Consider the following 24,352-nt stretch of genomic DNA (forward strand, 5'->3'; position numbering starts at 1 on the left):
ATGCCCGCTAAGATGCCAATTGTTAGCCCCGCTTATATCGGCCGGTTTGCGCCCTCGCCTTCCGGCCCACTTCATTTCGGTTCTCTTATTGCTGCAGTTGGCAGCTATCTGCAGGCAAAAAGCCAGCATGGCCAGTGGCTGGTACGAATGGAAGATATCGATACGCCTCGCATGGTGCCAGGCATCGACAGTGATATTCTGCGCACACTGGAGCAATTTGGTTTACTGTGGGATGGCGAGGTCCTGTATCAAAGCCAGCGCCTGGCGCGCTACAATGAAATTTTCCACCAGTTACAGCAGCGGCAGCTAATTTATGCCTGCCAGTGCAGCCGCAAACAAATCAGTGCAATGGGTGGTACTTACGACAACCGCTGTGCCACAAAGAGTTTAAACAGTAGCAACCTGGCCTGGCGTTTGCGCAGCCACAATGTCAGCACCCACTTTACCGATCTGCTATTTGGCCCGCAGCAGATAACAAGCCAACTGGCACAGGAAGATTATATTATTAAACGCCGCGATGGCTTATTTGCTTATCAACTGGTGGTAGTAGTGGATGATATCGACCAGGGTATCACCGAAGTGATCCGCGGCGCCGATTTACTGCCGATGACACCACGACAACAAGCCTTGTTTAGCTTGCTAGGTGCTGTACAGCCCGGATATGGCCACTTGCCGCTGGCGGTGCTGGAACCGGGATTTAAACTCAGTAAACAAAATCACGCTGCCGCCATCAGCCAATGGCCCAAAGCACAGGCAATGCGTGAAGTATTGCGTTTTCTTGGCCACCCGCCGCCGGCAGAGTTAGAACAAGCCCCGGTTACGGAACAATTAAGCTGGGCCATTAATAACTGGCAGCTTGCCAAAGTGCCGCTGCAAATGGAAATAAGCAGCACAGAATTTCGTTAAGCCGGCCCGGTTTAATTCTTTTTTCGCTTCGGCTGCGGTATTATTAGCCGTTTTTAAAACAATGCAGCTCGGGGCTGTCTTTAGTCAGGAGAATTATCATTATTTCGCGAGTGTTAGATTTTTGCCGCCGTACTTTTGGCGGCAAGGCCACTAAGGCAAACAACCAGAAAACTAAAGCTGCAAGCAAAGTGCAACAAGCACCACGCCAGGCTCCAGGCGCCAGCCTGTTACCTGCCGTGCAGCGTTTAAGCCGTGATCAGCATGCTATTTCACGTAAAGACATCAGCCCCAATGCGCTTAAAGTACTGTACCGGCTTAAAGATGCTGGTTTTGATGCTTATCTGGTTGGCGGTTGTATCCGCGATTTATTGCTTGGCCTTAAACCAAAAGATTTTGATGTGGTAACCAATGCCAAACCCGAGCAGGTAAAACAGGTATTTCGTAACTGCCGTCTGATTGGCCGCCGTTTTCGTTTAGCCCATGTTGTATTTGGCCGTGAAGTTATTGAAGTTGCAACCTTTCGTGGTCACCACAGTGGCGCCGATGACGAAGCCGACACCGCACCTAAGTTAAAAACAGCCAGTTTAAGCGACCATGGCCAAATTCTGCGTGACAACGTGTACGGCACCATTGAAGAAGATGCAGAGCGGCGCGACTTTACCGTGAATGCGCTGTATTACTCGGTAAATGATTTCTGCATTTATGACTTCGCCAACGGCATGCAGGCTATAGCCGCACGTAAAATTGAACTGATCGGCGATCCGGAAACACGGTATCGTGAAGATCCGGTGCGCATTTTGCGGGCGATCCGCTTTGCTACCAAACTGAATATGCAAATTGCTCCAGCCAGTGCAGAACCTATAGCACAGCTGGCGGTATTGTTGAAAAATATTCCGCCACCGCGTTTATTTGACGAGTTGGTAAAGCTGCTGCTGGCCGGTAAAGCCTTTGATAACTTTATGCTGATGCGCGACAGCAAAGTATTAAAACAGCTGCTGCCGCAGCTGGATAAACTATTAAAACAGGAACCGGAAGGCAAAGCGTTTCAGTTAGCTACTAAAGCACTGCAAAACACCGATGAGCGGGTTGACGCCGATAAACCGGTCACACCAGCCTTTATTTTTGCCGCCCTGTTATGGTACCCGGTAGAGCTGCGCAGCCAAATGCTGATAACCGACGGTTTAAGTGAAATTGATGCGATGAATATCGCCATGACCGAAGTGCTGGACGATATTCAGCGCACTATTGCTATCCCTAAGCGCTTTACGCTGTCGATGCGGGATATCTGGGCGCTGCAAAGCCGTTTAACCAAACGCGCCGGGCGCCGTGCTTTTAAACTGCTGGAGCAGCCTAAGTTTCGGGGTGCCTTTGACTTTCTGCAATTGCGCGCCGAAGCTGAAGGCGGCAGTTTAGTTGAGCTGGCGCTGTGGTGGGAAAGATTTCAGTTTGCTGACGAAGCTGACCGGCTGCAACTGATCAACCAGCTGGGCAAAGAAGGCATCGACAAAGGCCCGCGCCGCCGTCGCAGCTATAAACGTAAACCCACGGCAGAACAATGACACCGCTTCGCTGTTACATTGGTTTAGGCGCTAATCTGGATCAGCCGGTGGCGCAGTTGCAACAAGCTGTGCAGGCACTTAAGGAACTGGCACAAAGCACGCTGGTGGCGGTATCCGGCCTTTACGGCTCTAAACCTATGGGGCCGCAAGACCAACCCGATTACGTTAATGCCGTCGCCGCAATAGACACCACATTAACACCAGAGCAGCTACTGGATGCCCTGCAACAGATAGAACAGCAGCAGGGCCGTAAACGTAAAGCCGAACGTTGGGGCCCACGCACACTGGATTTAGACATTCTGCTGTACGGTAATCAGGTTATCGCCACTGAACGCTTAACCGTGCCGCACTATGGTTTGCGTGTACGTGAGTTTGTACTGTATCCCCTTTACGAAATTGCCCCCCAGCTTAACCTGCCGGACGGTACTGTATTATCCTCTTTACTGGCGCAGGTATCGCAAAATGGCCTGCAAAAACTTCACAGCAGTTGCAGCTGATCGCACTTTGTGCGATCTTGCGCGTCCTGCGTTAATGGTCGGATGAGAAGATTATGGCTAAGATCACCACTGCCGTATTACAGAAAATGAAGCAGCAAAGCGACAAGATCACTATGCTGACAGCCTATGATGCCAGCTTCGCGAAATTATTTGCCGAGCAAGGCGTAGAGGTACTGCTGATTGGCGACTCCTTAGGTATGGTACTGCAAGGCCACGGCGATACATTGCCGGTTACCGTTAACGACATTGCTTATCATACCCGCGCTGTGCGCGCCGGTGCTCCGGATGCGTTTGTCATCGCCGATATGCCGTTTATGAGCTACGGTACCCTGGAGCAAGCGTTGCAAAGCGTAGTACCGCTGATGCAGGCTGGTGCCAATATGGTGAAACTCGAAGGCGGCGACTTTTTGCTGCCTACCGTAAAAGCTTTAACCGAGCGCGGCGTGCCGGTATGTGGCCATTTAGGTTTAACACCGCAGTCGGTGCATATCTTTGGTGGTTATAAAGTACAGGGTAAAACCGATACTGCCGCCGATGCCATGGTGGCGCAAGCCAAAGCCCTGCAAGACGCCGGCGCCCAGTTGCTGGTGTTAGAATGCATTCCCACCGCCTTAGCTAAACGCATTACCGAAGCGCTAAGCATTCCGGTTATCGGTATTGGCGCCGGTAATGTTACCGATGGCCAGGTGCTGGTAATGCATGATTTACTTGGCATCAGCAGTGGTTATATTCCGAAATTTTCCAAGAATTATCTGGCACAAACCGGCGAGATCAGAAGCGCTATTGCCGCTTATGTCAGCGAAGTAAAGAGCCAGACTTTTCCTGCCAGCGAACACAGTTTTTAAACCCGATGAAAATACTCAACTCTATTGCTGCGCTGCGGGCACAAATCAGTGCCTGGCGGCAAAATGGCGAACGTATCGCTTTTGTGCCCACTATGGGCAACCTGCATAACGGCCACTTAAAACTGGTTGATGTTGCCAAAAGCCACGCCGACCGGGTGATTGTCAGCATCTTTGTAAACCCGATGCAGTTTGGCAAAAATGAAGATCTCGACAGCTACCCGCGTACGCTGGAGGCTGATTGCGCCGGGCTGACGGCCCATGGCGCCGATGCGGTATTTACCCCTACGCCGGATATGATGTACCCGCGCGGCCTGGACGTGCAAACCTTTGTTGAAGTGCCGCTGCTCGGCGATTTGCACTGCGGTGCCAGCCGTGCCGGCCATTTCCGTGGTGTGTCGACTATTGTTTGTAAGCTGTTTAATCTGGTGCAACCGGACATTGCCTGCTTTGGCCAGAAGGATTATCAGCAACTGGCCATTATCCGCCAAATGGTAACCGATTTATCCTTACCGATTGACATTATAGGTGTAGCGACAGAGCGTGCAGCTAATGGCCTGGCGCTAAGCTCACGCAATGGCTATTTAACGCCGGAGCAATTAGCAACAGCCCCACAGCTGTATCAAGTGTTACAACAACTGCGCGCACAAATCCTGGCCGGTAACCATGATTACCGCAGCCTGGAGTTGCAAACTAAACAACAACTGACCGCTGCCGGTTTTACGCCGGACTATATTGATATCTCTGATCAAACCGATCTGACGCTGGCAACCGATGCACAGCAGCCTAAAGTGATTCTGGCTGCTGCCTGGCTGGGCAGCACCCGGCTGATTGATAACCTGGAAGTCTGAGTTACTTGCTGTTGCCCGGCAGTTGCTCAGGCCGGGTTTAACGGCCAAAACAGCGGCAATAATGCCATGGTAATAACAAACAATAATAAGCTAAGCGGCCCACCCACTTTTAAATAATCGACAAAGCGATAGCCCCCCGGCCCCATTACCAGCGTATTGGCGGCATGCGATACCGGGCTGGCCAGGCTGGTGGCTGCTACCGCCACTATCATCATCGCACTTTGGCCGTTCACCCCCAGCGCATTGCTGAGCATTAAACCAATCGGCGCCATAATCAGCACCAGTGCCACAGTGGGCACCACTAAAGTACCCAGTGCCGTAACCAGATACAAACCGGCCATTACTGCCAAAGGGCCAAATTGGCCGGGCCCTGCCAGCACAGCATCTGCCAGCCAGGTGGCGGTGCCGGAATGTTGCATCGCCGCTCCCAGCGGCAGCATGCCGGCGATCAGAAAAATAGAGCGCCAGTCAATGGCCGCATAAGCCTGCTCCATGCTTAAACAGCGGCTGGCAACCATTAACGTCGCCGCCAGAATGGCCGCCAGATAAACCGGTAATATGCCGGCTACTGTCAGGGCTATCATCAACAGGATTAATCCGGCAGCCAAAGGCGCCTTGCTGGCATTCACCGGCTTTACCTGTACCGGGTTTAATACAATCAGATGCTCACTTTCGGTAAGCATCGCCAGCCGCGGCCGCGGCCCTACAATTAACAGCGCATCTCCCGCCTGCAACAACATACTGCCCAGTGCCGAGCGATACGCGCGGCCTTCGCGCCAAATGGCCGCCACTTCAACTTTATAACGTTTATCAAGTTGCAGCGCATTAACACTTTTGCCGATGTATTTACTACGCGGGTGTAAAGTGGCTTCTATCAGCTCCAGCTTACCTTTTGCCAGTAAATCCAGATAAGGCGACATATCGTCCAGCCGCTCCAGCTGTTTAAAGCCGCGCAGAATGTCCAGGTCTTCCTCCCGCCCCTGGATCAGCAGCAAGTCGCCGGCTTGCAGTGTATCGTCAGAGTGAAACTGCTGGATAATCTCGCCCTGGCGAAACAGCCCCAGTAAACGAAAATCAAAGGCATCGCCCAGCCGGTTATCCGCAAAGGTGCTGTCAACCAGCGGGCTGTCAGCCGGTAAACCCAGCACGAATAGGCGTTCTTCCAATTTATAGTGCTGTATTACATCATCCGGGCTAAGCAACTGTAATACACTGAACGCTGCTTGCCTGGCCATGGCGTCCAGCGCACTTTTGCTGCCCTGCACCAGAATTTTATCACCAGCGGCCAGCGATAAATCGGCCAGCCGCGTACGTAACGTTTGGCCGCCACGTTTTATCGCCAGCACATTAATCTGGTAGTGCTCGCGAAAACGGTGGTGCTGCAATACTTCGCCCACCAGCACGCTGTCAGGCGCTACCTCCAACTCAGCCAGGCCACTGGCTGCCAGCAATTTCTCATGCAGCATTGGTGCTTCGCGTTCAATGGTTAACGAGTTCCAGCTACGCAGCCGTTCAAACCGGCTGAATTTACCCTGTGCCAGTATAATATCGCCGCCCTGAAGAACAGTATGGCGCGATGGCAGGGTAAAGGTTTCACTGCCCCGGGTCAGGGCGATAACGATCAGGCCGGCGGTATTAATTAAGCCAGACTCATCAAGGGTACGTCCGGCCAGTAAAGAGTCATCAGGTAAGCGCAGCGCAAAAATCCGCTCCTGCAAGCCGTATTGATCGCTGAGGTTTTTACTGCCCGCCAGGCCAGCGCGGCCGGGATCGGTATCCGGTAACAAGTGACGGCCAATAAAGGCGACAAACAAGGTTCCGGCCAATAAAACCGGTAAACCGATTAAAGCGAAATCAAATAACTTAAATCCGCTAAGGCCACTGTCTTCCAGCGCAATATGCACCAGTAAATTGGGCGGTGTGCCAATTAAGGTGATTAAACCACCAAGCATGGCGCCAAAGGCCATTGGCATCAGCACCTTGGCCGGTGAAATACCGCAGCGTCTGGCCGCTTCTACCGTAACCGGCAGTAATAAGGCCACCACGCCTATATTGCTCATAAAAGCTGATAACAACCCGGAAATCAGCATAATGACAATGATCATCCTGATTTCACTGCTACCGGATAAGCGAATCACCTGCCGCCCGATACCGTCGGCAATACCCACACGGGTTAAGCCCTCACTCATAATAAACATCGCCCAGACGGTAATCACCGCCGGGTTACTAAACCCACTTATGGCCTCTGCCGGCGATACCAGGCCCAATAAAGCCAAAGTACATAACACCAATAAAGCGACCACATCCATCCGCAACCAGCCGGTAACAAACAATACCAGGGCTGCCAGCAGTATCAATAAGACCTGGGCGATATCCGGCGTCATAATAACCACCTCAGCAAAGTATGTAACGCCATGTCTATGCTGCTCAACAATACGTTCAGGATAATAATACCTCGTGCCATGGTTACAGTGAGCTCTCCCGGTTAATTAGATGAACAGCCGATACGCTAATTTCTTCTCAGTTTACAACATCAAGACAGAAAAAATGTTCTGGATCAAGCTATAACCGCATTGATAGCTATACTCTGTAGCAAAGATGGTTAAAGGATACTTTTTTGCTGAAACAACTTTGCGGCGTCGCGCGGATAAACTTTCTCAGTCTTACCCTGGTCTGTATTGCTCTGGCTGCCGGAGCAAGCTGGCAAGCTGGCTTTGTTTTACACTATGCTACGCTTGCGCTGGTAACAGCCGTAGGGCTATGTGCTCATCTTAGTGTTAATGCTTTTAATGAATACTTCGACTTTAAATCAGGGCTGGATTTTCTCACCGAACGTACGCCGTTCAGCGGCGGCAGTGGCACCCTGGTCCGCCACCCGACAGCCAGTACCTCCGCTTTAACATTGGCAATTGTCAGCCTGCTGCTCACCATTGGCGGCGGCCTGTACCTCAGCTATCAATTAAACTGGCTACCCTTAATGCTTGGCATGCCGGGTGTAGTACTTATTTATGCGTACACCCAATATGTTAACCGTTGGCCACTGCTGTGCCTGCTGGCACCCGGCATCGGTTTTGGCGTTTTTATGACACTGGGCAGCTACTGGGTATTGGCCGGCAGCGTCAGTGCCGCAGCCTGGGTGCTGGCGGTTATTATGCTGTTACTGGTCAGTAATTTGTTACTGTTAAACCAGTTTCCGGATGTCGATGCAGACCGTCGCGTGGGCCGGCGCCACTTGCCTATCGTTATCGGCCGGCGGCGTAGTGCCAGCGTTTACACTCTGCTGCTATTGCTAAGTTACCTGGTGTTATTAGCCGCGGTGGCAGGCGGCATTTTGCCCCGCCAGTGCCTGTTAGCATTACTTAGCCTGCCACTGCTGATAAAGCTGCTGCCGGGCCTGTTCCGCTACGCCGATAAACCCAAACAACTCACGCCCTACCTGGGGCTGAATGTACTGCTGTGCCACCTTTATCCGCTGCTGTTACTGGCAGGGCTGATTTGGGCCGGTATTGGCCATAAGGCACTTTGATGCAAATACTGCAAACAGACATTATTGTGGTTGGTGGCGGTGGCGCCGGTTTACGCGCCGCCATTGCCGCTGCTGAAGCTGCACCGCAATTAGGTATTACTTTGCTGTCAAAAGTATACCCAATGCGCTCGCACACAGTAGCTGCCGAAGGGGGCGCAGCGGCGGTAACCTTACGTAGCGACAGTGCAGCCGCGCATTTTCACGATACCGTTAGCGGCGGTGACTGGCTGGCCGATCAGCCGGTGGTGGAGTTCTTTGTTAAGCAGGCCTATCGCGAGCTGGTACAACTGGAACACTGGGGCTGCCCCTGGAGCCGCCAGCAAGATGGCAACGTTGCCGTACGCCGTTTTGGCGGCATGAAAACCGAACGCACCTGGTTTGCCGCCGATAAAACCGGCTTTCATATTTTACATACCTTATTTCAAACCAGCCTGAAATACCCGGCCATTAAGCGGCTGGATGAATATTTTATGTTGGATCTGCTGCGTGCCGGCGACCAGGTAGTGGGCGTGTTAGCCCTGGCGCTGAACAGCGGCGAGCTGGTACAAATTCAGGCTAAAAGTGTCATTTTGGCCACCGGCGGTGCCGGCCGGGTGTTTCATTACAATACCAATGGCGGCATTGTTACCGGTGATGGTATGGCACTGGCCTATCGCCATGGTGTGGCGCTGCGTGATATGGAGTTTATGCAATATCACCCCACCGGTTTACCGGGTTCCGGTATTTTAATTACCGAGGCCTGCCGCGGCGAAGGTGCGGTATTACTGAATAAACACGGCAAACGGTATTTACAAGACTATGGCTTAGGCCCGGAAACACCGTTAGGCCAGCCGCAAAATAAACAAATGGAGCTGGGCCCCCGCGATAAACTATCGCAGGCATTCTGGCATGAACAACAAGCTGGCCGCTGCGGCGACTATAACGGCCATGCGGTGGTGTATCTGGACTTACGCCACTTAAGCCGTGCGCATTTACAGCAGCGGCTGCCGTTTATCTGTGAGCTGGCCAAAGCCTATGTCGATATTGACCCGGCGCAGGAAGCCATTCCAATCCGCCCGGCGGTACATTACACCATGGGCGGTATTGCTACCGACATTAACTGCCAAACCTCACTGCCGGGTTTATATGCCGTGGGCGAATGCGCCTCGGTCGGCTTGCATGGTGCTAACCGGCTGGGGTCAAACTCGTTAACAGAATTGCTGGTATTTGGCCGTGTTGCCGGTGAGCAGGCAGCGCATTATGCCAGCCAATGTCCGCCGGCAGACAGCAAAGCACTGAGTGTACAAAGCGAAATGTCACAGCGCTGGCTTAACCGCCGTTTTGGTACTAATACCACTGATTCCGTAGCACAGCTGCGCCACGATATGACACTGGCAATGGAGCAAGGCTGTGGCATTTACCGCACCGGTGAGGGCCTGGCGCAATGTCAGCAACAGTTGCTGGGGCTACAGCAGCGTTATCAGCAGCTTAAAGTTACCGACCGCAGTAAGGTGTTTAACTCTGAGCTGCTGCAGTATCTGGAACTGGGCTTTGGCCTGGATGTGGCGCTGGCTATTTGCAGCGCTGCAATGGCCCGTACCGAGTCACGCGGTGCGCATCAGCGGCTCGACAGCGGCATGACAGCGCGTAACGACGCCGGTTTTTTGTGCCATTCGCAGCTGTATTATAAGGCGCATAACTTACCCCATCTTAGCTGGCAAGCCGTGCAGATCAGCAGCCTGCCACCGGCACAGCGCAGCTATAGTGCAGATAATGTCTCTGCAACTAATAGTGTTGATAGCACACCAGGAACACAGCCATGACTGATTACCAACTGTTGATCCAGCGCTATGATCCGGAGCACGACAACGAACCGCGGCTGCAGCGTTTTACTGTGCCGGGCGATCACACCACATCGGTGTTGGATGCGCTGTTGTACGTGCAACAAAAGCGGGACGTAACGCTGGGTTTGCGCTGGTCATGCCGGATGGCCATTTGCGGCTCGTGCGGTGTTATGGTTAACGGCATACCCAAATTGGGTTGCAAAACCTTTTTACGTGACTATCACTCAGACATCACTATCGAACCACTGGCGCACTTTGCGGTAGAGAAAGACCTGATTGTTGATATGACCCAGTTTCTGGCGCATTTGTCGGCCATCAAACCCTATCTGATTAACGACTACAGCGGCACAGCGTTGCATAAGCAAACGCCGACGCAACTGGCAAAGTATCAGCAATTTTCTAACTGCATTAATTGCGGCCTGTGCTATTCGGCCTGCCCGCAATTTGGCTTAAACCCGGAGTTTTTAGGCCCGGCAGCTATTACGCTGGCCCAGCGCTACAACCTCGATAGCCGTGACAACGGCAAAGCCGCACGTATGCCGCAGTTAAACGGTAAAAACGGCGCCTGGGGTTGCACCTTTGTGGGGTTTTGCTCAGATGTTTGCCCTAAACAACTAGACCCGGCAGCAGCGGTGAATCAGGCCAAAGTTGAGTCGGCAAAAGATTTTATTATCAGCATGTTTAAACCCTAAGGAGCACGGCGATGAACACACCCGTTTCTGCGCGTAAACCTTATCAATCCAAACTTAGCCGCAGCTGGTGGCTTAAACATAACTATTACCGGCTGTATATGCTGCGCGAGGCTACAGTGCTGCCGCTGCTGTTTTTTATTGGCTGTTTACTGTATGGCCTGTATTGCTTAACGCAAGGCGCTGCCCACTGGCAGAGTTTTCAGACGTTTATGCAACAAGGCTGGGTAATAGCACTGAATCTGCTGGCTTTTGCGGCCAGCCTGTTTCATGCCAAAACCTTTTTTGCACTGTTCCCGCGGGTAATGCCGCTGGCACCAGCCTGGTTGATGATCAGTGGCCAATGGCTGGCAACATTGCTGGTCGCCGCTGGCGTACTACTGCTGTGTGGTGGCTGGCTATGAGCAGCCCAAAACGTTCAGATGAGCCGGTTTGGTGGGCCCTGTTTAGCGCCGGGGGCGTGTGCTTTGCGGTATTTCTGCCGGGGTCAATACTGGCACTTGGGATCCTGTGGCCGCTGGGGCTGCTTAATTCGTCCGTTCTGCAATATGCTCAGCTGCTGTCATTATTGCAAAGCGGCTACGGTTTAACCGGGCTGGCTTTTACCGGCGCGGTAATTTGCTTACCGCTGTTTCATGCGGCACATCGTATTCACCATGGTTTGCATGATCTAAAATGCGGTTACTCCAGCGCTACTAAGCTGTTGTGTTACGGTTTGGCAGCTGCGCTTAGTATGCTGGCACTGTATTTAACCTTGCATTTGATATTAGCTGACTAAAAACTGCTGCCTGTTAATTTCAGCCTGTCGCCAATCAGCAACAGGCTATACATTTGATTTATAAAGATAAAATATCAGCACTAGGTTAAGCGACGCCGATTTGCGACAACCAGGCCTTACCGCTTCGCCAAATACCGGGCTAAATCAATTTAACTAACTGTATTTTATTGTTTTTTATTTCTGGCACGGCATCTGCAATCACTCTAGTAAGATTGCAAACAAGCCGGAGACGGAAGATGAAAAAAGTCCTTATTACTGCCCTGTTATTACTAAGTGCAAATCTGGTACTGGCAAACGAATTTCTTAATAAAGTAAATCAGCAAGAGCACCCACACACAGCGACATTGTCACAGGCTGAATTAGTTGCACAGGAAGAACTTGTCGCAGCATTATCTGCCAATGCAGAATTGCCTTAAAGCGTTGCCGTAACAAGAGTTGTTTTAAAAGTACGGGTGGCAAGCCACCCGTTCAGCTAAAAGCCGGATCTGAATTTGGCCGCATCGATAATGGCCCACAGATGGGCAATAGCGGCGATAATGCCGGGTATGATTAAGAACCATAAAGCATAGCCCGCTACACACACCAGAAAAAAGATAATTGCAGCAAATATACGGCCCTGCACTAACTGGCCTAAGCCCGGAATAAACACGTTGCATAGCGCAGCAATAACATTGCCACCTGAACCCTGACCTGCCATAACATTCCCCTATCTATTGCTGCTTAATATATTACTGCTTTAATGCTGCGACAAACTGCTCTGACTGTGTAATAGCGTTATTCATGTCGTCAATCAGGCGGTTAATATCTTTTTGCACTGTATTGAATTCACCCTGCAATGCACCAATTGCCTTAGCATTCAGATTATGCTTTAAATACAGTGAATTGTCTCTGAGCGATGCCAATACGGGCTGCATACTTTGCTCGGCGCGCCGCATGGTTTTTAGCAGGTTGCTGTACTGACGTTTGGTGTCGGCCAGCTTTTTCGTGCTGTCTTGTTTTAACCTGGCGTTGCTGTACTGCTTTAGTTCATCCTGCCACTCATCAAACAGCGCATCAGCAACAGCTTCAATACTGTCAATCCGTTTACTGACATCTGCAGCGGCGGCACTGCAGGCCTGATACTTGCTGTCAGTCGTTGCATACATACGCTGTAAATCACCGCCGTCATATTTAATCAGCTCACTAAACTGCTGCAGAGCTGATTTAAATTGCTTCTGTGCATTCTGCTGTGATTGCTGCGCTTCTTCTACGCGATCAACCAGTATATCGCGCTTATGTACACCGACTTTTTCCATCGCGGAATAATAAGCGCTCTGACAGCCGGTAACGCTGAGTAACAAAGGCAGTAAAAGCCAGGCATAACGCATAAAATCAGTCCGTTGCTATAACAGTAATGTCTGATAATAGCCTGTCATGCCGCTTAGAACAAACCCCGATGTCAGGCGGCAAGCTCTTTGGCAAGTTGCAGTAGTTTGGGGTAAAACTCTTTATCCAGTTGCGCCAGTTGATCCTGCTCTACCAGTACGTCGTGCAAAATTTGCTCAGTGGTTAACGGGTTTGCCAGTACTACGCGAAATACGATGGTTTCCTGGCGCTGATAGCGCGCCGGGGTTAAGCGGGTACGTGATACAAAAGACTTACCCTCTTCGCGCTGACGCTTTTGAATAAACTTTGTCAGGCCGTTTAGCAACTCGTTAAAGCGTTGCAGTTGCTCCGGGCTGGCGTTAGCCATCGCTTTTTGCACCTGCGCCGGTACATAACGGTAGGTTAACAAACACAGCTCGGGCTCGGTGATCAGTTCAAAATCAATATTGTGCGCAATCAGGGTGGCAAAATAGCGTGCCTTCTCCAGGCTTCTGTTGATCAGAATTTCATAGCCGTCGCGGCCAATCACCTGCAAACAGGCGTGCACCAGCATTGCCATGCCGGGGCGTGACCCTTCCAGTGTCTGGCTGCCTAAATCTTTTGAGCCTTTACGCAGGATATATTCAGCGTGGTGCTCAATGGCATGCGCAGCAGAGGGGTGCTTAAACACCACCATACCGGCCCCCATCGGCACATACATTTGTTTGTGCGCATCTATGGTAACGGAATCTGCCCGTTCTATACCGGCCAGTAAATAGCGGTATTTTTCTGACAGCAAAGTCGCACCGCCCCAGGCGGCATCGATATGAAAGTGACACTGATACTGCTCGGCTAAATCGGCCAGTTGGTGTAATGGATCAACATTACCGGTTTCAGTAGTACCGGCCACGCCAACAATAGCCAGTACGCGGATATTAGCAGCACTAAGCTCGGCCATTTTTTCTGCCAGCAAGGCAGTATCAATTTTATTATTGGCATCGGTTTTAACCGCGATCAGTGATTCGCGGCCAATACCCAGTACGTCGGCTGCTTTACCCAGTGAGTAATGGCCTCGCTCAGACACCAGGATCGCCAGGCCATCATAGCCATAGTGCTTCATGGCCTTAAACAGGCCTTCACGGGCGATACCTTTAAAGTCGCCATCGGCTTTTAGCAGGCGGTTACGTGCTATCCAAAGTGCAGTAATATTGGCGATAGTGCCGCCGGAGCAAAACGCCCCCAGCGAATGGTTGGCACTGTGCATCCACTTTTTATAAAAGCCATCGCCTTCGCCGTACACCAGGTGATGCATCATACCCAGCACCTGGCGCTCCATCGGCGTAAAGGCTTTGGAGGTTTCAATTTTTACCAGGTTCTGGTTCAGCCCTACCATCATTTTTGACAGTGACAAGACAAAATACGGCAGTGCTGACGTCATATGGCCGATAAAACTCGGCGCAGCGGTATGTACCGAGTGCGCTACCAGCTTTTGCATCAGGCTTTCGGCGTAATCCGAGACAAAGTTCGGCATCTGCGGAATTTGATGGGTTTGAAAATCGCGCTCAATTTGCCACAGCGGTTTTTCTACCGCCACGATACTTTCGCGCAAAAAGCCAGCCAGGTTCTGTGACAGGTTTTGCTCAATAATACTCAGCGTTGAGTCTGGCGCTTCCGGCACCGTAAAGATGCGCCATAAAGCTTCTTCAGAAGCGGTTGCCTGGCGTTTACTGGATTCTGTCATGCGCTTGCTACTCTGCATACGGTTTCAGCGGTTACTAAAACAGCCGGAAAATGGCGCTCACTTTACTGCAAGCGCCGAAAAATGTCTGCAAAAAAATGGTAGCAAACACTGGCGGAGGATCGGTTTGCCCTAAGCCAACCGTTGAAGGCATGGATGCTGACAAATTCGCCTGGAGCGAATTTGAACAGCTGTGCTGGTCCGCAGGATGAACTTCAGGGATGAAGTTCATAGTCGAGCCCCCAGGGACTGGGTTTACGGCGCGTTGGTGTGGGCAAACCGATCCGTTAAGGTTGTTAGCTTCGCAGACCAATGCCACGGTTAATCAGGTACATGGCATAGCTAAACAACACGACAATAAAGCCTACCACCACCGCTAACGCCAGCCACAGGCTAACGTCGGTTACGCCCAAAAAGCCATAACGAAACGCATTTACCATATACACCACCGGATTTAACGCCGCCACATGCTGCCAGAAGCCAGGCAGCAAGGTTAACGAGTAAAACACGCCGCCTAAATAGGTAAGTGGCGTAAGCACAAAGGTAGGGATAATACTGATATCGTCAAAGGTTTTCGCGTATACGGCGTTAATCAGGCCGCCCAAAGAAAACAGCATTGACGTTAGTGTAACGGTAACAATAATTACCGCCAGGTTATGAATTTGAATAGTAACGAAAAACAGCGACAGAATAGTGACTATCAGCCCCACCAGCATACCACGCGCCATACCGCCACCAACAAAACCGAGCACAATAATGTAGTTTGGCACCGGCGCTACCAGCAGCTCTTCCACGTTACGCTGAAACTTGGCGCTGAAAAACGACGAGGCCACATTGGCATAAGAGTTGGTGATCACCGACATCATAATCAGGCCGGGTACAATAAACTCCATGTAAGTAAAACCGCCCATATCGCCAATGCGCGAACCAATTAAACTGCCGAAAATAACAAAATACAGCGTCATGGTAATGGCCGGCGGTACCAGGGTTTGCACCCAAATCCGCAAAAAGCGGTTGGTTTCTTTATCCCAGATACTTTTTAACGCTACCAGATAATTGGCTTTGCTCATTTTGCACCTCCGCGGCCGTTCTCTACCAGCGACACAAACAGTTCTTCCAGCCGGTTGGCTTTATTGCGCATTGATAACACCTTAATATCCTGGGCGCTAAGCTGGGCAAAAATGGTGTTTAAGCCTTGCGCTTTCTCTACGTCGACTTCAATACTGTTGCCGTCGAGCAGGCGCCAGTTAACACCTTCCAGTTTAATTGCTGCAGGCTCTGTCGCGAGATCCAGTACAAAGGTCTCACGGGTCAGCTTGGCCAACAGGGTCTTCATGCTGGTGTTTTCAATAATCAGCCCTTTGTCGATAATGGCGATATTGCGACACAGGCTTTCGGCTTCTTCCAGGTAATGGGTGGTTAAAATAATAGTAACGCCCTGCTGGTTAATTTTGCGCAAAAACTCCCACATTGAGCGGCGTAGTTCGATATCGACACCCGCTGTCGGCTCATCCAGGATCAACAACTTTGGCTCATGCATTAAAGCGCGGGCTATCATTAAACGCCGTTTCATGCCGCCGGATAATTCGCGGGCGCGGGCAGTACGTTTTTCCCACAAGCCCAGCTGGCCGAGGTACTTTTCAGCACGTTCAAGCGCCAGCTTTTTTGGCACACCGTAATAACCGGCCTGGTTCACCACTATCTGCAATACGGTTTCAAACTGGTTAAAGTTAAATTCCTGCGGCACTAAGCCAAGCTGGCTTTTTGCCGCTTCAAGCTGGGTATCAATATCGTAATCAAATACTTTAACGCTGCCGTGCGACTTATTTACCAGGGAACTGATAATACCAATAGTGGTACTTTTGCCGGCGCCGTTCGGGCCTAACAGTGCAAAAAAATCACCCTGGTTTACCTGTAAATCGATACCGCTTAATGCCACAGTGCCGCTTTTATATACTTTATGCAGACCTTTGATATCTAACGCTAAACTCAATGCTATTCTCCTGCTTTTGCGGCATCACCACTGTAACCCCAGCGGTTGAGTAACTGATGCGGCAGCTTAAGGTGGTCTAAAATGCGCGCCACCATAAAATCGACTAAATCACTGATCTGTTTCGGCTGATGATAAAAACCCGGCGCTGCCGGCATAATAGTGACACCCAAACGCGCCAGCTTAAGTAAGTTTTCCAGATGAATGGCACTGAGCGGGCTTTCGCGCGGCACTAAGATCAGCTGGCCGCCTTCTTTGATCACGACATCCGCGGCGCGCTCAATCAGGTTGTCACTGGCACCGGTAGCAATGGCCGATACAGTGCCGGTTGAGCAAGGACAAACCACCATTTGCCGCGGTGCGGCTGAGCCGGATGCTACCGGTGAGAACCAGTCATCTTTGCCATACACTTTAAGCAAGGCGGCATCACAAGCAAAATGTTCCAGCAGCATCTGCGTGCATTTGTCCGGCGCTGCCGGCAGTTTTACATCGTGCTCGGTGGCAAATACTACCCGTGCCGCGCTTGATACCAGCAAGTGCACTTTAATGCCCTGGGCCAGCAATAACTCAAGCAAACGCCAACCATAAGGTGCGCCCGAAGCACCGCTAAAAGCCAGCGTGATCTCTTTTGCAGTTGTCATCTGTATTCCCACATTAGTGTTCCCATTTGCGCCTTAGCGCACTAATCAGCTTATCGTGAATACCGCCAAAACCGCCGTTGCTCATAATGACAATACTGTCGCCCTGCTCTGCCTGTTCACATAACAGGCTCACTAAAGCGTCAATATCTTGTGTTAGCGTTGCTTTGGGCGTCAGCGCGCGGGTTAAGGCATCCAGCGACCAGTTGGCGTTGGCCGGTTCATACAAAAACACCAGATCGGCCAGGGCCAGTGACAGTGGCAGCGCCGCCTGATGCACACCCATGCGCATGGTATTAGAGCGAGGTTCCAGTACGGCCAGTACCCGGTTTTGGCCTACTTTATTGCGGATACCCTGCAAGGTGGTACTGATAGCGGTAGGATGATGGGCAAAATCGTCATACACCTTAATACCAGCCACATCGGCTTTTAGCTCCATCCGCCGTTTAGGCGCAATAAAGCGCGTTAATGCTTCCAGCGCTACGTCAACCGGCACACCGGCATGACGCGCTGCGGCTATAGCCATTACGGCGTTATCAACATTATGCTGGCCGCTAAGTTGCCAACTCAGTTCACCAAGCAACTTATCCTGATAGTACAAGGCAAAATGGCTGCCATCATTGCTGATTAGTTCGGCGCGCCAGTCAGTGCCATAGCTTTGCCGCTCGCTCCAACAGCCCATATCCAGCGTTTGTTTTACTGCCGGTGTATCTTCCGGCGACAACACCAAACCATTGGCAGGCACCATGCGCAGCAAATGGTGAAACTGGCGCTGAATGGCGGCTAAATCAGGGAAAATATCGGCGTGATCGTATTCCAGGTTATTAATAACCACAGTGCGCGGCCGGTAATGCACAAATTTAGATCTTTTATCAAAAAAGGCGGTGTCGTATTCATCGGCTTCAATAACAAAAAACGGCGATTCGCCAAGCCGGGCCGAGCAATCAAAATTCTGTGGGATACCACCAATTAAAAAGCCCGGTTTTAAACCGGCGCATTCTAAAATCCAGGCCAACATAGTGCTGGTGGTGGTTTTGCCATGGGTACCAGACACAGCCAGCACCCAGCGATCAAATAATACTTGCTCTGCCAGCCATTGCGGACCTGAGGTGTAGCGTAAATTAGTATTTAATACATACTCTACCGCCGGGTTGCCACGTGATAAGGCATTACCGATAATCACCATATCCGGCGCTGGTTCCAGCTGTGCCGGATCCCAGCCCTGGGTTAATTCAATGCCCAGTTGCTCCAGCTGGGTACTCATTGGCGGGTAGACATTGGCATCGGCGCCAGTCACCTTATGGCCCATCGCTTTGGCAATAGCGGCAATACCGCCCATAAAGGTGCCACAAATACCGAGAATATGAATATGCATAAGTTATCCTGAAAATTAGCCGCAGCCATTGTAGCAAATGCGAACATTGGTGCAGTAACAACTGCAATTTGTGCAGAAATTCTTTAAAATACGCCTGCCTCTACCGCATTAGCAAAAATAATTACTGAGAAGGAACCACCAGCATGCGCCGCATCTCGCCAGTACTGCAACAGGACGGAGTCGACAGCGACCTGATTTCACTGATTAAAACCATACTGGCAGCCTGCCGGGAAATCTCTTTTCGTGTCAGTCAGGGCGAACTGGCTGGGGTATTAGGTTCTACCCTGGGTGAGAATATTCAAGGGGAAACGCAGAAAAAACTCGATATTATTGCCAATGAATTGCTAAAAGAAGTGATTCTGGAAACCGGCGTGGTTAAAGCCATCAGCTCTGAAGAGGAAGATGAAACCGTTGCCGGTAACCCAAGTGGCCGTTATCTGGTGACTTTTGACCCACTGGATGGTTCATCTAACACTGATATCAACAGCTTAATCGGCACTATTTTCTCTATTTTGCCAGCTCAAGCCGATAAAGCTGCCGATGATGCCAGTCAGTTTTTACAGCCGGGCACAGCACAAGTGGCAGCAGGCTATGTATTGTATGGCCCTTCTACCATGCTGGCATTAACCACTGGCAAAGGTACACGGATTTATACACTGGATAAAACTTATGGCGGCTTTTTACTTACTGAAGAGCAAGCTGCCATTCCGAAATACACCGCCGAATTTGCCGTTAATATGTCGAACCAACGCTACTGGCAACCGGCTATGCAAGCCTATATTGCTGATTTACTTAAGGGTAAAGAAGGCCCGCGCGGTAAAAACTACAATATGCGCTGGATAGCTGCCATGGTAGGCGATGTACACCGCGTATTATGCCGCGGCGGTATTTTTGCTTACCCGCGCGACACTAAAGACGCCACTAAACCAGATAAACTGCGACTAATGTATGAAGCCAACCCGATGAGTTTTCTGGTAGAACAGGCCGGTGGGGTAAGCTCTACCGGCTATGAGCGTATTATGGACATAGTACCCACCGATATTCACCAGCGGGTGGCGGTGATACTGGGCTCAAAACACGAAGTGGAAAGCTGCGTTGCCTATCATCAGCGATAGCCATTTTTATTGCCGGCGCTATAATAAGCGCCACTTTTAACCAAGCTTTTATCATTTAAGGACCAGGCCATGAGCTTAAGCGATGTTGCAGCAGGTAAGAACCTGCCAGAAGAAATTAACGTTATTATTGAAATTCCGGCCAATGCCGACCCGATCAAGTACGAAGTAGACAAAGACACCGGTACTGTTTGGGTAGACCGTTTTATGGCCACGCCAATGTTTTATCCTTGCAACTACGGCTTTGTAAACCACACCTTATCACTGGATGGTGATCCGGTAGATGTATTAGTGCCAACGCCATACCCACTGGTACCCGGCGCTGTAATTAAATGCCGCCCGGTCGGCGTGCTGTTTATGTCGGATGAATCTGGTGAAGATGCCAAAGTGATTGCCGTACCGGTAAGCAAACTGACCAAGCTGTATGACCATGTTAAAGACATTAACGATGTGGATGAACTGCTGAAAAAGCAAATTCAACACTTCTTTGAGCGTTACAAAGAATTAGAAGCCGGTAAATGGGTTAAAGTAAACGGCTGGGGCGATGCAGCTGCGGCCAAAGCTGAAATTGTTACCTCGTTTGAACGGGCAAAAAAATAACTATCAGCCTGCTTAGCAAAGCCCGGCATTGTCCGGGCTTTTTCATGGCCAGTATCCAGCAGACATAACCGCAAGCATTTGCTTAAATAAAGCACTATACTGCGCGTAAATCTATTCTAATAATAACTCACAAATTTACAGAGGCCAGCAGTATGGATGTGTTACGACGCCTGTCTATATCAAAGAAAATCTACCTGATACCTTTTATCGGCACCCTGAGTTTTATCATTTACCTGATCCTTGCCAGCAACACGGCGCTAAACAACGTTAAAACGCTGGAGCAAACCCGTGATGTACAGTTCCCGGTATTGCAATCGGCCCAAAGCTCGCTGGTGCTGCTGGAACGGATAAAAGACTCACTGGCCAGTGCAGTAACCACAGGCGATGAAGAAGCTCTGGCTGGTGCTGCCGCATTCAGCCGCCAGCTGACACAAGATTTAAGTAACATTTCCCAGCTAAACCGTGACTATGCCCGTGATGTCAGCAGCATTCAGCAAAGCTACGACGCTTATTATCAGGTAGCTTATAAAGTGTCACAGGAAATGATTAACAACACTGCCGATTTCAGCACCCTGGCCCAGCGGTCAGAAAAAATGAATGCCGATTACGACACCACCGCCCTGTTACTAAGCCAGTTCCGTGATGTGCGGCTACAGGAATTCACCTCAGCAATTGACGACGCCAGCGAACAGGCCGGCACCCTTATCACTGTAGGTATTATTATGGGTGCAATCACTATGCTGGTTTTGTTTGGCACTGCGTTTCCGGTAGCGCGCGGTATTCAAAGCAGCCTGGGTAATATGATTAACTCATTACAGGATCTGGCCAAGGAAAACGGCGATTTAACCGCCCGCATTAATACCAGTAGTAAAGACGAGCTGGGCGATCTGGCGTATTGGTTTAACACCTTTATGCAAAAGCTACAGCACGTAGTAAAAGACATTGTTAATACCGCTGTACCACTGTCGGCCCTGGCAAAAGACTTACACGAGCTAACCGACGATACCAATAAAACCATAGCCCAGCAGCGTAAAGCGGCCAATCAGGCCAAACATGCCGTTGACGATATGAGTGCCAGCGTAGTGGCTGAAGTTAGCAGTGCTAACGAGGCTGCGGCAGCCGCCAATCAGTCCAGCGAAGCGGCAGGTCAGGGTCAGCAAACGGTGACTGCAACAGTGCAGAATATTCAGCTGTTAGCGGGCAATGTGCAGGACGCCTCTGATGTTATTTTGCAACTGGAAAAAGATGCCAATCAGGTAGGTACTGTACTTAGTGTGATTAAAGGCATTGCCGAACAAACCAACCTGCTGGCACTAAATGCCGCTATTGAAGCTGCTCGCGCCGGTGAACAGGGCCGCGGCTTTGCCGTAGTGGCCGATGAAGTCCGCACGCTGGCATCACGCACACAAAAATCGACCGAAGAAATTCAGCGCACCATCGAACAGCTCCAAACTGCCGCCCGGCTGGCTGTACAAAAAATGCAGCAAAGTACTGCGCAGGCAGATCATAGTGTGCAATCAGCCAATAAGGCCGGTGACGCCCTGCAACTGATCACTAAAAGCATTGCGCAAATACGGCTGATGAACCAGCAAATTGCTGATGCGACAGATGACCAACAAAAAATGGCCAGCGATATCGTTGGCCATGTTGATGCAATTTTCAAGAACACTGAGCACAGCTCAGAAAGTGCTGGTCATATTGCTAAAGCCAGCAGCGAGCTTGCGTCGCTGGCAGAAAACCTGGAAAACATTACCAAATTATTCAGAGTATAACAGCCAGCTCAGCACAGACCCGCGAAACACACGGGTTTGTGCTTAACCAGCTGCTTTTTGCTGTTGCAAAAAAGTCAGTAACTCTGCTGGCGGCATAGGCCGGGCATACATAAAACCCTGCACTTCATCACAGCCCATAGCCACTATTGCCTGTTCTTGCGCCTGAGTTTCCACGCCTTCAGCAATGGTGGCTAAATTCAGTCTCTTACCCAGATTAATAATAGTTTCAGCGATGACTTCGCCGGCTGGTTTATCGATATCACGAATAAAAGCGCGATCTACTTTTATCCGGTCCAGCGGCAGTTGTTGCAGATAATTCAGTGATGAAAAGCCAATACCAAAGTCATCTATCGCCACCTTGATACCAAAGCTTTTCAGTTTTTGCAGGGCATCTATCACTATCTTGGGTTCGTCCATCACCACCGACTCGGTAATTTCCAGCTCAAGCAACTGCGGATCGATTTGTTGTGTAGTAACACAATCAATAACCGACTGCACAAAACCATGGCTTCTAAACTGTGGCATCGACACATTTACGGCAATACGCAAGCCAGTGTAGCCTTGTTTTTGTAGCTGCTTAATCTGCAGACAAGCCTGCTCCATGACCCAGCTACCTATCTCTACAATTAAGCCGGAATACTCTGCCAGCGGAATAAACACGGCGGGCGAAATAAACTGTCCATTCGGCTGCGGCCAACGTAATAACGCTTCCATCCCCACAACCTGTTTTGTGATTAAAGAAACCTGAGGCTGATACCACAGCTGCAATTTATCGTGGGCAAAATCCTGACGTAACATACGCAACAATGCCAGCCGCTCAGCCATTTCATCTTCCATTTCTGCCTGATAATACTGGAAGTTCTGACCGAGGTGTTTTTTGGCTTTATTCAGTGCAATGTAGACATGCTTAAGGATTGTCAGCCCCTGTTCGGCAGTATCAGTTAAGTGGCAAAAGCCAAAGGTGGCACTGATTTGCAGTGAATGCTCTGATGCTTTAAACGGCTCGTCAAACACAGCCTGTAAACGCTCTGGCGTCAGTTCTGTATCAGGCCCTACCAGGCCAAATACGTCAGCACCAATGCGGCCGAGCTGGGCATAAATACCAAATTTCTCAATTAATCTGAACGTGACAGCGATCAGTAACTCATTGCCAACATCCTGGCCTAAGCCGTCGTTAACGTCAGAGAAGTGGTCGATATCAATTAACACCGCAACATTGTGCTCCGCTTCATAGCGGCGGGTATCCTGCAAAATCTGGATAAACTCGTTACGGTTTGGCGTTTTGGTAAGCGGATCTATATAGGCTGCATGCTTAAGTTGTTGGAATAACGTAACGTTTTCATAGCCAATAGAAATATTACTTAAAAACACTTCAATCAGCTGGCGATCAAAGTTTTCAATCGGCCGGTTAGTTTCAATATATACCGCAGCACTGTGGATTTCGTTGCCCAAATACAACACAGTTTCCTGATCGGTAAAAATATGTTCATGCGTGCGTAAGCAATTGGTAATTTGCTGCACAATACGGGGGTTACCCAGCCTGTCGAGCTGGCATTTAATGTATGGAGCATAATTACCGGCAGCTCCCAGTACATAAATCGTTTCGCTTGCACTGCCGTCATCTTCTATCTGGGCACACAGCACCCCTTCGGCATGCAAACCAATTAACGAAGAGATCTGCGTAACAACACCTTCGGAAAACTCATGTAACGAGTGCTGCTCCAGCAGGTTTGCCCCGGCATTGATAATTTTTTGCAAACCCAGCCGGTTCTGATTAATGGTACGGATCTGCTGATAAGAACGCAGAGAAGAAATGATCGACGTAACCAGTTTACTGCGGGTCAGTTCCGTTTTGGTTTTATAATCGTTGATATCATATTCTTTTATAACACTTTCTTCTGGTGCATAACCTGGTTGTCCGGTGCGCAACACAATGCGGATCTCATCCATGCCAAGCTCGTCACGGATTTGTTTCACAACCTTAAGACCGGCGTCATCCGACTCCATCACCACATCAAGCAGCACGAGTGCCACATCAGGGTGTCGGGTTAAAAAAGCAATTGCCTCTTTACCAGAATATGCATGATGAAATTTCAGTTGCTTACCTAAAACAGTAAGATCACTTAGTGCCAGCTTGGTCACTGTATGGATCTCTTCATCATCATCAACAATCAGAAGTTGCCACTCACCCAGTGTGTGCTCCTGCGCCGGCTCCGGTTCGTCTTCTGCTAAAAACAGAAAATCTTCATCTGTTTCTTTTGGCACCATTATTCAGCCTTATTTAATGATTCCATTTAAATATACATGTTTAA

At 50.3% G+C, this 24,352-nt stretch carries 23 protein-coding genes; 14 read left to right on the forward strand and 9 right to left on the reverse strand.

Going from position 1 to position 24,352, the window contains the following annotated elements; genetic code table 11:
• Positions 1-12 precede the first annotated feature (12 nt).
• The 5 genes from gluQRS to panC all read left to right on the forward strand — a co-directional run bounded on the left by gluQRS (position 13) and on the right by panC (position 4,655).
• Positions 13-906, forward strand: a complete 894-nt coding sequence (gene gluQRS, locus BLW68_RS11155) for a tRNA glutamyl-Q(34) synthetase GluQRS (protein WP_092793353.1) — start codon at positions 13-15, stop codon at positions 904-906.
• Between the two features lie 188 nt (positions 907-1,094).
• Positions 1,095-2,465 carry a polynucleotide adenylyltransferase PcnB gene (gene pcnB / locus BLW68_RS11160; protein WP_245728320.1) on the forward strand — a complete coding sequence of 457 codons (1,371 nt, stop codon included), beginning with the start codon at positions 1,095-1,097 and terminating at the stop codon, positions 2,463-2,465.
• Positions 2,462-2,962, forward strand: coding sequence for a 2-amino-4-hydroxy-6-hydroxymethyldihydropteridine diphosphokinase (gene folK, locus BLW68_RS11165; RefSeq protein ID WP_092793266.1), 501 nt, complete (start codon positions 2,462-2,464; stop codon positions 2,960-2,962). The genes pcnB and folK overlap by 4 nt, the downstream gene beginning before the upstream one ends.
• 53 nt (positions 2,963-3,015) lie before the next feature.
• Positions 3,016-3,807, forward strand: coding sequence for a 3-methyl-2-oxobutanoate hydroxymethyltransferase (panB, locus tag BLW68_RS11170; protein ID WP_092793267.1), 792 nt, complete (start codon positions 3,016-3,018; stop codon positions 3,805-3,807).
• A 5-nt stretch (positions 3,808-3,812) separates the two neighbouring features.
• A complete protein-coding gene (panC, locus tag BLW68_RS11175; protein WP_092793269.1) occupies positions 3,813-4,655 on the forward strand; it encodes a pantoate--beta-alanine ligase in 843 nt (280 codons plus the stop codon).
• A gap of 26 nt (positions 4,656-4,681) precedes the next feature.
• Here panC and BLW68_RS11180 read toward each other — a convergent pair whose 3' ends face one another.
• Positions 4,682-7,039: an SLC13 family permease gene (locus tag BLW68_RS11180; RefSeq protein ID WP_092793270.1), complete on the reverse strand. Its 2,358-nt coding sequence runs from the start codon at positions 7,037-7,039 to the stop codon at positions 4,682-4,684.
• Between the two features lie 233 nt (positions 7,040-7,272).
• On the opposite strand from BLW68_RS11180, the gene BLW68_RS11185 reads away from it, so the two are divergent.
• The 6 genes from BLW68_RS11185 to BLW68_RS11210 all read left to right on the forward strand — a co-directional run bounded on the left by BLW68_RS11185 (position 7,273) and on the right by BLW68_RS11210 (position 11,887).
• Positions 7,273-8,181 carry a prenyltransferase gene (locus BLW68_RS11185; RefSeq protein ID WP_092793272.1) on the forward strand — a complete coding sequence of 303 codons (909 nt, stop codon included), beginning with the start codon at positions 7,273-7,275 and terminating at the stop codon, positions 8,179-8,181.
• Positions 8,181-9,983, forward strand: a complete 1,803-nt coding sequence (gene frdA, locus BLW68_RS11190) for a fumarate reductase (quinol) flavoprotein subunit (RefSeq protein WP_092793274.1) — start codon at positions 8,181-8,183, stop codon at positions 9,981-9,983. The genes BLW68_RS11185 and frdA overlap by 1 nt, the downstream gene beginning before the upstream one ends.
• A complete protein-coding gene (locus BLW68_RS11195; RefSeq protein ID WP_092793276.1) occupies positions 9,980-10,696 on the forward strand; it encodes a succinate dehydrogenase/fumarate reductase iron-sulfur subunit in 717 nt (238 codons plus the stop codon). Before frdA ends, BLW68_RS11195 begins: the two co-directional genes overlap by 4 nt.
• An 11-nt stretch (positions 10,697-10,707) precedes the next feature.
• Positions 10,708-11,097: a fumarate reductase subunit C gene (locus BLW68_RS11200; protein WP_092793279.1), complete on the forward strand. Its 390-nt coding sequence runs from the start codon at positions 10,708-10,710 to the stop codon at positions 11,095-11,097.
• A complete protein-coding gene (gene frdD / locus BLW68_RS11205; protein WP_092793282.1) occupies positions 11,094-11,471 on the forward strand; it encodes a fumarate reductase subunit FrdD in 378 nt (125 codons plus the stop codon). Before BLW68_RS11200 ends, frdD begins: the two co-directional genes overlap by 4 nt.
• A gap of 236 nt (positions 11,472-11,707) precedes the next feature.
• On the forward strand, positions 11,708-11,887 hold the full coding sequence (locus tag BLW68_RS11210; RefSeq protein ID WP_092793284.1) for a hypothetical protein: 180 nt from the start codon (positions 11,708-11,710) through the stop codon (positions 11,885-11,887).
• A 56-nt stretch (positions 11,888-11,943) separates the two neighbouring features.
• On the opposite strand, the gene BLW68_RS11215 is transcribed toward BLW68_RS11210, so the two are convergent.
• From BLW68_RS11215 to mpl, 7 genes are all read right to left on the reverse strand, one after another.
• Positions 11,944-12,168 (reverse strand): hypothetical protein, encoded by a 225-nt coding sequence (locus BLW68_RS11215; RefSeq protein WP_092793286.1) that lies wholly within the window; start codon positions 12,166-12,168, stop codon positions 11,944-11,946.
• A 31-nt stretch (positions 12,169-12,199) separates the two neighbouring features.
• A complete protein-coding gene (locus BLW68_RS11220; RefSeq protein ID WP_092793287.1) occupies positions 12,200-12,838 on the reverse strand; it encodes a DUF2959 domain-containing protein in 639 nt (212 codons plus the stop codon).
• 71 nt (positions 12,839-12,909) lie between these two features.
• Positions 12,910-14,556 carry a pyridoxal-dependent aspartate 1-decarboxylase PanP gene (gene panP / locus BLW68_RS11225; RefSeq protein ID WP_092793289.1) on the reverse strand — a complete coding sequence of 549 codons (1,647 nt, stop codon included), beginning with the start codon at positions 14,554-14,556 and terminating at the stop codon, positions 12,910-12,912.
• A gap of 293 nt (positions 14,557-14,849) precedes the next feature.
• Positions 14,850-15,623: an ABC transporter permease gene (locus BLW68_RS11230; RefSeq protein ID WP_092793290.1), complete on the reverse strand. Its 774-nt coding sequence runs from the start codon at positions 15,621-15,623 to the stop codon at positions 14,850-14,852.
• On the reverse strand, positions 15,620-16,546 hold the full coding sequence (locus BLW68_RS11235; RefSeq protein ID WP_092793292.1) for an ABC transporter ATP-binding protein: 927 nt from the start codon (positions 16,544-16,546) through the stop codon (positions 15,620-15,622). Before BLW68_RS11235 ends, BLW68_RS11230 begins: the two co-directional genes overlap by 4 nt.
• Before the next feature lie 2 nt (positions 16,547-16,548).
• Positions 16,549-17,184, reverse strand: a complete 636-nt coding sequence (locus BLW68_RS11240; RefSeq protein WP_092793293.1) for a flavin prenyltransferase UbiX — start codon at positions 17,182-17,184, stop codon at positions 16,549-16,551.
• 13 nt (positions 17,185-17,197) lie between these two features.
• Entirely contained in the window at positions 17,198-18,556 is a 1,359-nt protein-coding gene (gene mpl / locus BLW68_RS11245) for a UDP-N-acetylmuramate:L-alanyl-gamma-D-glutamyl-meso-diaminopimelate ligase (RefSeq protein ID WP_092793297.1), read from the reverse strand.
• Positions 18,557-18,699: 143 nt separating this feature from the next.
• Between mpl and BLW68_RS11250 the strand changes: the two genes are divergently transcribed.
• The 3 genes from BLW68_RS11250 (at position 18,700) to BLW68_RS11260 (ending at position 22,040) form a co-directional block, all read left to right on the forward strand.
• Positions 18,700-19,671, forward strand: coding sequence for a class 1 fructose-bisphosphatase (locus BLW68_RS11250; protein ID WP_092793299.1), 972 nt, complete (start codon positions 18,700-18,702; stop codon positions 19,669-19,671).
• Positions 19,672-19,740: 69 nt separating this feature from the next.
• On the forward strand, positions 19,741-20,268 hold the full coding sequence (ppa, locus tag BLW68_RS11255; protein WP_092793301.1) for an inorganic diphosphatase: 528 nt from the start codon (positions 19,741-19,743) through the stop codon (positions 20,266-20,268).
• Between the two features lie 152 nt (positions 20,269-20,420).
• Positions 20,421-22,040 carry a methyl-accepting chemotaxis protein gene (locus tag BLW68_RS11260; protein WP_092793303.1) on the forward strand — a complete coding sequence of 540 codons (1,620 nt, stop codon included), beginning with the start codon at positions 20,421-20,423 and terminating at the stop codon, positions 22,038-22,040.
• Positions 22,041-22,082: 42 nt separating this feature from the next.
• Here BLW68_RS11260 and BLW68_RS11265 read toward each other — a convergent pair whose 3' ends face one another.
• Positions 22,083-24,308, reverse strand: a complete 2,226-nt coding sequence (locus BLW68_RS11265) for a two-component system response regulator (RefSeq protein ID WP_092793305.1) — start codon at positions 24,306-24,308, stop codon at positions 22,083-22,085.
• Positions 24,309-24,352: the final 44 nt, after the last annotated feature.

Origin of the sequence: Rheinheimera pacifica, from assembly GCF_900108485.1 — a bacterium.
Lineage (GTDB): Bacteria > Pseudomonadota > Gammaproteobacteria > Enterobacterales > Alteromonadaceae > Alishewanella > Alishewanella pacifica.